Genomic DNA, 13,611 nt, shown 5'->3' with positions numbered 1-13,611 from the left:
ACACCAACGATAGACAGCTATGGTGGGCTCTAACCCTAATCTCGAAACGTGGATTGAGCGCACGAGCCCCTTTGAGAGGGTGTGGTCGGTCATTCAACCCGTCTCGGAACCACGATCAGCGAACTGGGTCGCCTCCGAAGCTGCTGTCGCTGATGAAACTGCTCGAACACACCTCGACCAACTTGTGGAGGTTGGTGTCTTGGTCGCAGATACCGATACGGATCCGAAAACGTACGCCCCCGACCCCATCTACCAACGTTTCCAAACGATTCGTGAGCTCTTAGCTGAACACGACCGGGATGGTCTTGAACAGCTCAAAGCGAATCTTCAGGGTCAGATCGCGACGTGGCAAGCAGACTATGAGGCTGAATCACCAGCCGCTCTCCGCGAGCGTGCTACCGCTGAGGCTAATCCTGAGAAAATGACCTCACTCCGTCGTACTGCGGCTGATTGGGACCTTGCTGAATACCGGCTGAAAGTTATCGGCCAGGTTCTGAGGAACTATGATACGTACAGGTCTGCTGCTCCGTCGTAGTGTCTGAGCACAAGGCGAGTCCAATCCAACCAGTCGCTGGAGTGCCGTACCCTACAAATAAGCAAGGAGAGGGCCCACGGCGTTAGCCGTGGGGTGAATCCGACAACTGCGGTAACACGTGCGAACTATCCTATTGCTGGATATTCAATGCTCTAATTCATCCAATCCTGCCTCTAGCACTTCGGTATATGCCTCTGAGAGCTCCAGATCATTCGCTTCAGCGTAGTCTTTGATTCGGCCACCCAGCGTATGCGAAATGTCTATGTTTGGGCGCATGACAAAAAGACTTTAAGACTAAAAGTATAACAATCTATCGTCGTGAAGCGTACCAACACGTTCGCAGTACGTCCGCTTTCCGAGGACGGAGAGCGGCTGCTACGGGATCTGTTGGACGCTTCCGCCGCTCTCTGGAACGAAGTCACTTACCAGCGCCTCATGCGGTACAACGACGAAGACGGGTTCGAAGGCGGCGTGTGGGACGCCGATACAGGCCACCTCGAAGGCAAATACAAAGGCGTTCTCGGTGCGTCCACCGCCCAACAGGTGATCCGGAAGAACAGCGAGGCGTGGCGAGCGTTCTTCCGGCTGAAAGAGCAGTACCACGACGCCTCGAACACGTCGATCACGGATCATCCCGAACCGCCGGGCTTCCGTGGCAACGAGGACGACGGGCGCCAACTCAAGACCGTCATTCGCAACACGTCGTACACCGTCGAATGGAGCGACCGCTCCCGACTCGAGATACTGGTCGGGAGCGAATTGAAAGACAGATACGACCACACCGGGCGCCTTCGGCTCGAAGTCGCTGGCGACCCCAATTGGCCCGACTACGAGAAACAAGGTCGATTGGACCTGTGGTACGACGAGACCGACGGCACCTTCCGAGCTTCGCAGCCCGTGACTGTTTCTGACGAGACGCGGGCAACTCCATTGGCTGATGAAACGGCTGCTCTGGATATCGGTGCGAACAATCTCGTCGCCTGTACCACGACGACCGGCGAACAGTATCTGTACGAGGGTCACGACCTGTTCACTCGCTTCCGCGAGACGACTCGGGAGATCGCCCGGTTACAGGCCAAACTCGAAGCGGGCCGACACAGCAGCGAGCGCATCCGGCGGCTGTATCGCAAGCGCACTCGGCGCCGCGATCACGCCCAAGAAGCGCTGTGTCGCGACGTGATCGAACGCCTGTACACCGACGGTGTCGACACAGTGTATGTGGGTGATTTGACCGGCGTGTTAGAAACACATTGGTCCGTTGAGGCAAACGCCAAGACGCACAATTTCTGGGCGTTCAGGAGATTCGTGGACCGACTTGCTTGTACCGCTGAAGAGTACGGGATCTCGGTGGTAGTGCGGTCGGAAGCGTGGACGAGTCAGGAATGTCCGCAGTGCGGGTCGACGGATCGAACCACGCGGCATCAGGAGACGCTGACGTGTGTGTGTGGGTTCGAGGGACACGCGGATCTCACGGCGTCGAAGACGTTTCTCGAGCGGCAGACAGAGCAAGAAGTCAGGCCGATGGCACGGCCCGTGCGATTCGAGTGGGACGACCACGAGTGGTCGGGGCAACCACACCCTCACGACAGTCCCAAAGAAGCGCGCACAGACCGGAGTACCGTCGATAGTGAAGGGAAAATTGCCTCCGGGGAGACGGCCTAGCCAATATCCCGCGAGAGGAATCCCGGCTTCAGCCGTGGGAGGATGTCAATCGAGAGCGTACCCCCACTCTTTGAGGACGTCAACGACATCGTCTGTGTGCTGAAGGCCCACCAATAACGCAGCCTCCCGGAGATCGGCTTTTCGAACGCTCTCCCCAAGTCGCGCCTCGATGAGCGACTTCTGTTTCCGCTGGACGTTCATTGTCTCTTCTTGGAGGTGAAGTTGGACTGTCTGATCGCGTCCGTCAGTGATACTATTTCGTCGGAGAACCCAGGGGATATCACCCGCTGAGGCGTTGTTTACACCTGTTTCGACGGTATCCCCCGCCCCGGTTTCTATCTCCACTTCGGTAGATTGCTCCTCTTGGCCACTGCTGTCCTCATTGGCCGAGGCATCTCCTTCGAAGTCCGCTTTGCTGTTGCTGTCTTCCTCTTCCTCGTCGTCCCACCCGTTGACGGTCCCTTCTTTGAATCCCGCCATCAGACGGTCACCTCCTCAGGATTGTCTAACGCCCCTGGTTCAGGCGACGAGGGCGCAGTAATTCCGCTCTGGGTTTCGAGGAATCGAGCAATTCGATCGAACTTCGCCAGTGTCTCAACCTCGTAATCCCGACGTCGACTCCGATGAGATCGCACGAACTCGAACGCACTACACTGGTGTCGCCAACAGCCCTCCATCATCGACGTCCGGTCGCCGATTACCTCAGGCACCTCGAAGGGCACCTCATCGACGATCTCGTTCTGGTCTTTCGTTCCCTTGAACTCAATCGGGACGGCGCCGAGGACGCCGACATCGATGGTCAACTCGTCCGCAAAGTTCGTCGCAAGCTCTTCTAAGCCTTCAACAGACGCTTCGCCCTTTGCGGATGGCTCAAACGGAATGAGGAGATTCCGCGTCGCGTAAATCGCATTATAGAGGTGATCTGACTCCGTTGCCGGCGGATCACAGATGAGAACGTCGTACCGGTCCGGCACATCGTTTTCAGCGAGGACCCGACGAAGTTGCGCGTAGATGTTGTACGCCTCACCAAAGTCCTCTGCGCGGCTTTTTTCGCGTGCGAGGTGGTCAGAGAGATCCGAGAGTGTGTTGTGTTCCGGAATGATGTCGATGCCCTCAGCCGTTCGAATTAGGTCATCGAACTCGCCACCAGGGTTATCGACGAGATGTCGAACGAGACTATCTGCGGACGAATCACTCCGATCGTCGTCGACGTCGAACAACCGGCTTAGATTCCCGTCCTGTGGATCCAGTGGGATCACAAGGACATCAAGCCCTGCTCGCGCGTGAGCGCAAGCAATGTTCGCTGTTAACGACGTCTTGCCGACGCCGCCGGCCTCGCTGTAAACCGTGTACGAGAGCATACAGTATGATTAGAGACTAATCACATAAACGTATGTCAGACACATATCTCTGTTAGGTGTCTAAGTTAGTTAGAGAAGTAAGATACATGTCTTAGGTATCTTAGACTGGTGTGTAAGACACATATCTAAGATTCACTTGTGAGTTATATCCCGGTGGAATCCGTCTAATACGCTGGCATGGCAGATACGCCTTCCAACGTGGATCTCAAATCCGATTTGACAGACGATGTTGCCCTCGTGACTGGGGCAAACCGCGGAATCGGAGCCAAGATCGCTACCAAGCTCGCCGACTTAGGCGCAATAGTATACGCAGGCGCCCGAGATCCAACCGACGTTACCGCACCCAACCAGCATGCGATCACACTGGATGTGACTGCCGAGGAGGAGATCCACTCGGCAGTCGACACAATCGAACAGGAGGAGGGGTCGCTTGATATCCTGGTGAATAACGCCGGGATCTTCCCTCGGTCGGGTCCACTCCACGAGATGGAACGCGCAGACTTCGACCGCACAATGGCTGTGAACCTTCGTGGCCCGGTGTTGCTGACGAAGCAGGCGTTACCACTACTGTTAGACAGCCCAGGCAGTCGTGTTGTCTCGATGTCTTCGGGACTTGGACAGTTCACTGAGGGCCAGATGGACGGGCAATATCCCGCTTATCGGCTCTCGAAGGTGGGTATTGGCGGATTAACAGCCTACCTAGATGGTGAATACGGTGATCAAGGTCTCATAGCCAATGCCGTCTCACCCGGCTGGGTTCAGACCGACATGGGCGGCGATCGTGCGCCTCGGTCTCCATCGAAAGGAGCCGAAACGCCGGTCTGGCTCTCTCAATTTGCGCGAGGGAGTCCAGCGGGTAAACTCTGGAAAGACAAAGAACAGATTCCTTGGTAGATTTCCGACAAGGCGTGCCGATCAACTGTCTGGACTCTCTCCTGTGGGGTGAGGCCCTCGACTAACAACTAGGCAAACGATGAACCACGGTCGTAAGCTTCGGTGAGCGGCTCCACACGCGGTCCTTCTCGGGCTTCGACCGTGCGGTTGGTGCTGTCCATCGACCGTTCGGAATGGTTTGCCGAGTACCGCAGGTGCTGACGGGACACAATTAACACAATTGCCAGCAATGCTGTTCGGTAGCAGTGACCACCAACGACGACACTGGGTTGGCAGCAGATCTCCAGACCCTCGACCGCGAGTGGCGGTCAATCATCTCCAGTCCTGACGAGCCACGCTCAACGATGAACGTCATCGAGTATGGGCTTGGAGAGCAGCGGCGGGCCGAAGTATACGTGAATCGGCTCCTCCGGTATCTCCTCGATCCAGCGGAACCGCACGGGATGGGTGCTGACTTCTTGGAGGCGTTTCTTCAGGGACTGCCAGCCACAGCTAAGTTCGACGAGGATACCCTCGACCTCTCAGACGTACGGGTCAAAGAACAGGTCCCATTCGATGACCGTAGGGATCCGGACGCGTCGACCGGGTATGCTGATCTCGTGCTCGATATCCCCAACGAGTGGTTCCTCCTGGTCGAATTGAAGTTCTCGGCCAAAGAAACGGGGACAGAATTCTACAGCCGAGCGACGCATGTTGATGGCGTCGCTGTCGACGAATACGGGTCGGGCCAGTACTACCTCTTTCTCCATCAGCACGACCGCCCACAGGCCAGCAGCGACACGTTCGCCAACCAAAGCTGGCGGACATTCGTGAGTGAGGTACTGGATGGCTTCCTCACTGAGAACGCGCTCCGCTATCCGCAACGAACGACGACCCAACTTCACGACCTCAGAGACGACCTTCAGTCCATCACGAATATGACCACCAACTCAGCTTCAGACCAAGAGAAGATCGCACTGTATCTTGAGCATGTAGACGCAATCGAAGACGTCCAAGCCGTCTTCGACGACGCGTGGGAATCGTACGCGACAGTCTGGGGCCGTGATGTGGTCCAGCTGTTGACCGATACTGAACCCGAGGTCCATCGGTTAGAGGGAGAGCACTATCCGGAGGTCAGCGTCTCCAGAACCGATCGCGATGAGGAACGCTGGATATTCCGGGCTAACGGCGGCGACTGGCAACATGTGTTCAAGTATGGCTGGTACAGACACGAAACGTCGTTGGAGAAGCTGGCCGATCGCGCGGAGGACAGCAATGACCTCCGAATTGGATTCTACCACCGGATGGAACGGAACCGAGACCTCGCAACGCGGGAGCAGAAGTTGAAATTCAGCTTCCGGAATATGGGTTCGAATCCGGCTACGTTCCGTGATATCTATGCGGAGCAGTTCTACGACTGCCGGAGGGAATTTGAAGAGTTGCTTGCGGACACTGAGGGCCTCGTGACCGGGAACAAACTGACACTGATCGAAGCGACGTACGATATCCCGGTCGACAGTCACGAGGACTATTTCGATGCCTACACCGCCGCCCTCCACGAGGCGTTTGTTGACCTCATTTGTACTGAGCCGGAGTTGATCGAGCTGATGGGGGCGATTTACGAGGAGGCTGTTGCGGAGTTCTCGTAATTATCCCCTGAGTTTGAGTGTCCCACGTATCGCTCTAAACGGGACTGTATTGAAGTACATCACCTGTACATATCCTGTATGGACGAAGGTGAATCGACTGGGACGACAGGCTTCGACCCCGACAACGCCGAGTTACTCGAGACGGCCCCTGTCTCTGCGTCGGGGGATGTGACGATCCCCGACCGAGTTTGCGATACGCTTGGACTCACCCCTCCAGGACTGGTGGCGTTCTACGAGTCAGACACTGGGGAAGTATTCATGAAACGCGTTCCATCAGCGTCGGAGATGAGGGGCTTTGCTGCGCGAAACGCGGAGGCAACGACGGACACTCCGGCGTCTGAACTCCTTCGTGCGAAGCGCAATTCGGATCAGTGCGATCTGGAATAGGGCTGGTTGTCGTTGTCTCTTTTTGTGTTGGAACCCCTGCCCCACGTACGGATTATTGATTAGTGATCTGCTCTGAGAGGAACCCCAGATTCACGACGTGATAGGCGACGGTCCACGGGGCTCATCTCACTCGGCTCCTCCTCGATCATACTCTACTCTACACTCCGCGATCACTCCTCTCCACGTTCCACGTTCACGACTCTCTCATCGAGGGGTCAGGCTCACAACGCGGGCGACGATCCACGCTGTCGACGACGATCGACGGTGCGGCTCATGCGCGACTCCACGCGCTCAACGTGCGGTGCGAACGCGACGCGATCGACGGTCGTCTCTCTCGCGAGCAACGCGAGCACTCCACGGTCAACGCGATCAACGTGGGTCGTCTCGCGTCGCTGTTGCGGCGTCGATCGGCGGTGTCGATCTGTGGAAAGTCGAGTTGTGAGCGCGCACCCCACGTGCGGAAAGTTGCTGTGCTGTAACACGCGCAAGGAAATGTGGTCAACGTCGTCGAGACGCGGTCAACGTGCGACGCGATCAACTGGCGAACTGCGTCGAGATGTGACGCGGTCAACGTGGATCAGCGTCGTCGAGTCTCACGCGATAGCGTGAGCTCGCACTCGATGTGCGGTCATCGTCTGCGTCGTCGACGGCGACGATCCACGCGACTCATCTGGGGTTCAACTCTGCGCTGTGCGCTGCCTCGTTCCACGGTGTCGACGTCGTCGATCGTCTCATCTGTCATCCGAGATCGTGGCGTCGTTGCGACGGTCCACGTCTCTTTTCTCTCTGCTTTCTGATATAGTGCGCGAGCTCAACTTCTGGTGTCGACGACGACGATCGTGTCGTTGCTTCGAGCGCGTTCAGCGCACGATCTCATGTCGGGCTTCGCGTCGTCGTCTCCACGGTCCACGGTCCTCATCTCATCGTGGATCTCATTCTGTTGTGGGGCGAGGGACCCCTCCATCTCTCACTCCCCCCCCTTGTTGGAGGGGGGTATCGCCCCTATTAGTGCGGGAAGGGTGGGGGGTGGGTAAAATATAGGGGTGAAAACCCCTCTATAACTCAGGGGGTTGGGTAAAATATACGCTATATATGGGGGGATATAGTACCCCTCTATAATTTATAGGGGTGATTATAGACTGGAATATCCATTTTTCTTGTAGGAGGGGTCCGTTATACGCTATAATCCAGTCTATAAATTATACAGGGGTAGAGTTAGAGCCTATATTATACCCCTATAATTCACCCTTCATAACAATTATAGGGGTGCGCTACGTGCGATTAACAGACGAAATAAAATCCGACCATGAGTGTGCTCACAGACTACGGTCTGAAGGATCCGGACGTGGAATTTTTGTTAGCGGTCCATCAAATTGAGCAGAATCCTACGGAATATGATAATACGGATGTGGGGGAGACAGTCGCGAACGTGACTTCCATCCGGGAGGCGTCTGACCTCACGCGTTCTCAGATTGACTACCGAGTTTCCCCGGGAGATGGTGGGCGTGGGTTCGGGGAGAGTGGGATGAATTTTCTCCGGACCTACGAGGCGACAATCGAGGGTCGGAACATGGGCCCCCGCTCGGTGGAGTTGACTGAGAAGGGTGAGCGGGTGGTCGCTGAAATCAAGGAAATGCGTTCGGGCGGGAGCAGTCAATCGGCTGGCTCTGGGGGTGCGTCTTCGGAGCGGATCGCGGAGCTTGAGGCCCGAATTTCTGAGCTTGAGTCTGAATCTGAAAATTTCTCGGAGGTAGCAGAGACGGTCGCCGCAATCGAGCAGAATGAGATGGGGGGTGTGAGCAGCAACATGACGACTCAAATCCGGGCAGCTTCTAACGCGATCCCGCACCACCAGTTCGTGTTTAGCGAGGTGTTCGGGATCGGGATCGAGGATATGCGTGAGGTTGACGAAGACGATGAGGAAGGGATCAGGCAGCTTCAGGTGACGGCCTACAACCATCTCCAACAGGCGCTCGACGAATCTGGATCAGGGGAGTAGGCTGGCGTGGTATCCCATCGTTGTTCTCTCAAATCATAGGCTGATCCCCGCCCGAACCACCGTCTTATTGAGTCGTTCTGACGGCAAGAACTTGTCTGCGAAAGCGGGTGGTTGAACGGCGAATATCGCCTCACTTTGTCTCTACTTTATTGGGGTGAAAACAACATAGCCGGGTGGGCCAGTTCGCGCCCCGATCTTGGCCCGGTTACTCGTCGGTTTCCTCCCGGTCGGTCTCACCTGCTGGACCGGATCCACTTTCGGCTGTGGCGCCTGATTGTGACTCCTCCGGTACGGTTGGCTCGTCGCCGGCGAAGCCTTCTATCATGCCTGACCGGCTCCCCGCGGATTGGGGCTCAACGCTCGAATTGTCGGACTGGGATTCTGCGTCGGTTATGCTTGCCCACGACTCCATGACCTCGGGGGTATCTGTCTCGTTCTCGTCGTCACGGTCGGTTGTTTCGCTGGCCTCTCCCTCCGACCGCTGCTCATCGCTACTGGTATCTTCCCGTCCGGGGTCGGGGGGCTCGGGGCGCTCGTGGGTATCCGCTTCGATCGCATCTCGAACATCGCCGCGTGTTTGGAACTCTCCGAGTTCATCGTCTGAGAGGGAATGTACCGCTGACTCGATGCTACTGACCTCCTCGGCTCCCGGGACAAAGTCACCGGCAGCGAACGCACGCATCGCTTCGGGAGAGAGTTCAACGTGTTCGACGGCCGCAACCTCCTCGGCCGTGATCGGTCCGGGAGTCGGTTCTACGCCCTCTGCCGTCTCGTTCTCGTCCGCTTCACTCTCTCCTTCCTTGCCCGATTCTGTGCGCCCATCTCCGGGGCGATCGCCGTTTCTGTTTTCCTCGTCGTCGGTGGTCTCCCTGCTCTCCCCGGCCCCGCTGGCGGCGGTGTCTTCACGCTCCGCCGTGTCGGTGTCCGATTCTTCGGTCGCGTAAGCGCCGACGCCATCGACAGGGATGATGATCTCCTCGCGGACCTCGTCAGGGGTATATTCGGGAGCACCTTCTGCGTACTCCCTGAGAACCAGCGAGAGCAGCATCATCTCGTCACTCGATGCTTCCCGCTCGTCCCGGGCGATCGCGGCGACCTCCTCGGCCGTGAGCTCTAACCGCTCGTCTTTCACGATCTGCGTCGGTGTTGGTGCGGTGCGGTATCCCGGGTGCGAGAGGCCGGGGTTCTCGGGTGATACTCCGAATGCCTCGTCAATCTCATAGCCTGCTGTGTCGCGCTCCTCGGCGCGCTCATCGGCTTCTGGTGACTCCTCGGGGGCTTCCATGCCCTCGTCTTCGCCGGGCGTCTCGGCCAACTCCTTACCTTCGCCCTCCTCGCTAATCTCCTCGGGGAGTACGATCTGATTGACCGCCTCGTCGGGCGTTGGCGCCATGTAGTCGGGGTCAGTCGCAAGGGAGTTCACGATCGTCTGAATCGTGAGTCGGTGTTGCTTCTCTGGTCTGAAATTCCCCTTGGCGGCGTCTCTGACCTTCTCGACGCTTAGGTCTAACCGCTCGTCGCTCACAACACGCGCCGGCGTGGGCGCCTCCTCGAAGCCCTCTACGGTCGGGGCGTGGCTGGCGGGAGAGTCGGCACTCGGCTCGCCCTCCGACGCGCTCTCGGCGTCCTCGGCGGTCTCATCTTCATCGACAGGTTCGTCGGCGGTCGCCTCCTCGACCTCGCCGGGCCCTTCGATCTCACCGGCGTCGACGTCGTCGACGGACTCAACACCGAGATGGTCGAACAGGGGCTTACACTCGCCGCGGTGGTACAACTGGGGCTGGTCGTACTCCTCGTTGTCCCCGTCCGGGAAGATGATGATCTCGAAGTCGTCGTGATCGGGCCACTCGGGGAACCGAGCCTCGGGGATGAACGGCCCTCGGAAGGGCACCCAGCTGTCCTCAAGCTCCTCTTTGCTCGGGTAGTGTAGCTTCTCGCCGTCGTGGTAGACGACGTACTCGCCTTCGCTCTGGTCGTACTCGTAGTAGGCTGGCACCGCGTTCTTGTCGCCTTCGTGGGCGGCTTCCGGACCCTCGAACCGGGCGACTTCCCCGTCCGGCTTCGGTTCCTTATCACCGACCGCGGCGACGACCTCGCCGGTGCCGGTGTCGCGGTACCAGATCATGCTCATCGTCCCCTGTCCCTCGTCGTCTTCGTCGCGCCGCTCGCGCAGGGCGACCTTCTCGTCGCCAACACGGTAATCGCCACCGCCGTCGTTGTAGTAGCGTAGGTTCCCGTCTTTCCCGGGCGATTTCCGGAAGGCGATCTCGTCGCTGACGACCTCCGTGTTCTGTCGCTGGCCTTCGGTCTCGTAGATGACCTTCTCGGCGCGCTCGCCCCAATAGGTGAAACTGCCGTGGTTGGCGGACCCGTCCTTCACCGCGAAGACGCACTTCTCGCCTTTCTCCATCGCTTTCCGGAGGTTGGTGAATGTCTGGAACGGGTACTTGATCGTCGACGTTTCCGCTTCGATCGATACGTCGTCGGCGCCGGCGAAGTTCCACACGCCGGGGTACTCCTCGCGAAGCTGCTCGCGACGCTCGTCGATCGCGTCCAGCATCTCCGAGCGTGACTGGCCGCTGTCCACGTCGGTCACGTCGATTGGCGCCTCTGCGACGCCGTCCGGCATCTCCTCGCCCTCCTGCTCGGGGAGCCACGACACGTAGCCGATCTGCGTGAACGCGACGTAGCATTGACCGAGAATCCAGCGGTGGTCGTCCCCGCCACCGGACCCGGCACTCCCCGTGTCCTGTTGGAGTACGACCCCGCGCCCTTCGGGGGTGAGCCTGATCGATGGTGTCCCGTCCTTCCGATCTCGATCGACGTAGCTGCCGTTGACCCGCTCGTAGATGTTCGACAGTTCGGAGAGGCTGTCGATCGTCGAATCCTCAAGCCGGGCCACGAGTTCGTCTTTCGCGTCGTCGGTCGGCACGTACTCGTCGGCCTGCTTACCCGCTCGGAGTCGGGCGGCAAAGACGCTCTCCAAGACTGTATCGAGATGCCGCTCGACGACGCTCTCGGCGTCGTCTGCCGTCGACGCCCCGAACGCCCCGGGCGTCTCGCCGGCGCTCCCAGCGCCGCCCTCGCTGTCGGACATGGGCGTCGTCGATGCCGCGGTGGTGTCCCCACCTCCCCCGGTGTCGATGGTGGGATCCTCCGGCCCCGGAACGGCCTGTTGGAGCTCGCGGGCGTAGAACAGCTTTTCCTCCTTCTCGTCGACCATCGCCATTTTCCGCCCGATACCGGTCTCCCACCGGCCTCCGCCCTCGTTGAACAGGAGGTTCTGGTAGACTTCTTCGTCCGACCGGCGCTCGCGACCGACTTTCCGGAGACTCGCCTCGATCGCGGCGTCCCGGGCCTCGGCGTCACGAACGGGCGGGAACGGCGGGTGGGCGTAGACGCGGAACGCCTCCGACCGCTCCATGTTCTCGGAAATCGTCGTCCTCATCCAGTAGTGATAGTTGACCTCCTCGGTCAGATCCTCCGGGTCCAGCCCCAACTGCGTACAGTACGTCCGGGCGGATTTCTTGTCGCCCGGGTTGAACGACATGATGGTGTCGCAGTTGGTCGTGATCGCATCGACGACGTTGCTCGGCAGTTGGGCCGGATACTGGTTGGCGAGCGTCATGGCGAGCCGATACGACCGGCTCTCGGAGATCATCGACGGGATCGTGTCGTCCGCGAGCGCGAGGTTGTCAAACTCGTCCGCGAACAGGTAGAACGGCGACCGCTGGTGTTCGGACTCGGTGGCCCGCCCCCGGATGTGCGACCACACCCGGCGGATGACCGCCATCCCGAGCATCTGCTTGAGCTCACGCGGCTCGGAGCCCATCCGCACGATAATGATCTTGTCGTTGTCGATCGCGTCGGGGATGCTCACCCCGCCCGACCGGAAGCCGATCATCCGGCGGGCGACGGGGTTCTGTATCCACGGGAGGAACCGGCCGAGTAGGGGCTCAAGATCGTCCTCGGGCATCTCCGCGACTGTCTCCATGTGTGGGGTGATAAACCGCATCCCGGCCTCCTTCAGCCGCGCCGTAAACTCATGGCGCGACGCCTCCGACTTGAGGACGTAGTACATATCGACGAAGTTCATCTCGGGGGCGCTGTCCGGCGTCCGGGAGTTGTAGAGGTTCATCCCCGTGATGATCGACTGGGCGACACGGTCCATCCGCGGCCCCCAGTAGTCGTCGTTCGCCGCGAGCATCTTCTTCAGGTCCTCGACGAGCGACGCGAGCGCGGCGTTGTACGCGTCGTCGTCAGGGTCCATGTTGAGCGAGATGAAATTGAACCCCGAGAGGTAGTCGCCGGTCGCGCCGGGCTCGATCCACACCACGTCGTCAAGCCGGTGTTCCGGCATGATCTTCATCAAGCGCCGGGCGTCGTCGCCCTTCGGGTCGATGAAGCACAGGCCGGCGCCGGACTCGATCAGCTGGCGGGCGTCGTTGGTGAGCAACGTGGACTTCCCGTAGCCGGTGACGCCGAACACCGCCCGGTGGCGGAACAGGTGGTCTTTGTCGATCGACGCGTCGCGACCGTTCCGTGTCCCTTTCCCAACGAACAGAGCTGCTTCGGGGTGTTCACGCGGGACTTCTTCAAGGACTTCTCGGGCGCTCCCAGCGGCGTAGACCTCGCGACCGTCGTCTCCGGCGTTCAATTCGTCTGGGTCGACCTCGTCGGGGATCCCGATGGACTGGATCTCCTCGCCGTGTATCGTGTTTCGGTCCTTCTCGGTGTAGGCGTAGGGAAACTCTGGGAGTTGTGAGAGAGCGTTTTCGACCCGGACGAGTTCGCGCTGGATCGATTGGAGTTGGGATCTGGTCGTGTTCTTGGGGAGCCGGTCAAGCGTGACAAAGTCCTTGAGCCGGCGCAGATCGTGGGCGATACGGTCGGTCGTTGGATTCTCGTCCGGCGGTGTCCACGTCGGGGATTTACCGTCGACCGTCACGTCGTCGACGGCGCTGAGTACGGTGGCGACGTACTCGATCAACTCCTGCCGGTTGTCGATGCTGAGGCGGCGACTCTCCACTTGCCCCGCGGTCTCCTCGACCTTGCGGCGGAAAGTCACCAAATGGTCTTCACTCACGTACTCCGCGTTCTCGTCGTTGTCGTCGTCTGAACCGAGTATTCTGTCGAACATGGGTG

General features: G+C 59.1%; 10 protein-coding genes. 6 read left to right on the top strand and 4 right to left on the bottom strand.

What is annotated here, in order from left to right; translation table 11 throughout:
- Positions 1-19: 19 nt before the first annotated feature.
- Together EXE45_RS08935 and EXE45_RS08930 are read left to right on the top strand one after the other, a co-directional pair.
- A complete protein-coding gene (locus EXE45_RS08935) occupies positions 20-535 on the top strand; it encodes an ArsR family transcriptional regulator (protein ID WP_137694092.1) in 516 nt (171 codons plus the stop codon).
- 318 nt (positions 536-853) lie between these two features.
- Positions 854-2,197 carry an RNA-guided endonuclease TnpB family protein gene (locus EXE45_RS08930; protein ID WP_137694091.1) on the top strand — a complete coding sequence of 448 codons (1,344 nt, stop codon included), beginning with the start codon at positions 854-856 and terminating at the stop codon, positions 2,195-2,197.
- Positions 2,198-2,242: 45 nt separating this feature from the next.
- On the opposite strand, the gene EXE45_RS08925 is transcribed toward EXE45_RS08930, so the two are convergent.
- Complete coding sequence (locus tag EXE45_RS08925; protein ID WP_137694090.1) at positions 2,243-2,677, bottom strand: hypothetical protein; 435 nt, start codon at positions 2,675-2,677, stop codon at positions 2,243-2,245.
- Positions 2,677-3,558: a ParA family protein gene (locus EXE45_RS08920; protein ID WP_137694089.1), complete on the bottom strand. Its 882-nt coding sequence runs from the start codon at positions 3,556-3,558 to the stop codon at positions 2,677-2,679. The genes EXE45_RS08925 and EXE45_RS08920 overlap by 1 nt, the downstream gene beginning before the upstream one ends.
- A 177-nt stretch (positions 3,559-3,735) precedes the next feature.
- On the opposite strand from EXE45_RS08920, the gene EXE45_RS08915 reads away from it, so the two are divergent.
- From EXE45_RS08915 to EXE45_RS08905, 3 genes are all read left to right on the top strand, one after another.
- Positions 3,736-4,452, top strand: coding sequence for an SDR family NAD(P)-dependent oxidoreductase (locus tag EXE45_RS08915; protein WP_137694088.1), 717 nt, complete (start codon positions 3,736-3,738; stop codon positions 4,450-4,452).
- 245 nt (positions 4,453-4,697) lie between these two features.
- The gene (locus tag EXE45_RS08910; protein ID WP_241989449.1) at positions 4,698-6,080 is read left to right on the top strand and encodes a PD-(D/E)XK nuclease family protein; all 1,383 of its coding nucleotides are present in this window, start codon (positions 4,698-4,700) and stop codon (positions 6,078-6,080) included.
- 78 nt (positions 6,081-6,158) lie between these two features.
- A complete protein-coding gene (locus tag EXE45_RS08905; RefSeq protein ID WP_137694087.1) occupies positions 6,159-6,467 on the top strand; it encodes an AbrB/MazE/SpoVT family DNA-binding domain-containing protein in 309 nt (102 codons plus the stop codon).
- Positions 6,468-7,278: 811 nt separating this feature from the next.
- Here the strand turns inward: EXE45_RS08905 and EXE45_RS19610 are convergent.
- Positions 7,279-7,431 carry a hypothetical protein gene (locus tag EXE45_RS19610; RefSeq protein WP_158294254.1) on the bottom strand — a complete coding sequence of 51 codons (153 nt, stop codon included), beginning with the start codon at positions 7,429-7,431 and terminating at the stop codon, positions 7,279-7,281.
- A 348-nt stretch (positions 7,432-7,779) separates the two neighbouring features.
- On the opposite strand from EXE45_RS19610, the gene EXE45_RS08900 reads away from it, so the two are divergent.
- The gene (locus tag EXE45_RS08900; protein ID WP_137694086.1) at positions 7,780-8,466 is read left to right on the top strand and encodes a hypothetical protein; all 687 of its coding nucleotides are present in this window, start codon (positions 7,780-7,782) and stop codon (positions 8,464-8,466) included.
- Between the two features lie 205 nt (positions 8,467-8,671).
- Here the strand turns inward: EXE45_RS08900 and EXE45_RS08895 are convergent, their stop codons facing one another.
- The gene (locus EXE45_RS08895) at positions 8,672-13,606 is read right to left on the bottom strand and encodes a TraM recognition domain-containing protein (RefSeq protein ID WP_137694085.1); all 4,935 of its coding nucleotides are present in this window, start codon (positions 13,604-13,606) and stop codon (positions 8,672-8,674) included.
- Between the last annotated feature and the right edge of the window lie 5 nt (positions 13,607-13,611).

Origin of the sequence: Halorubrum sp. SP9 (assembly GCF_005435015.1) — an archaeon.
GTDB lineage: Archaea > Halobacteriota > Halobacteria > Halobacteriales > Haloferacaceae > Halorubrum > Halorubrum sodomense.
Note: the sequence above shows the minus strand (reverse complement) of the source record. Positions and strands in the feature narration are given on the sequence as shown.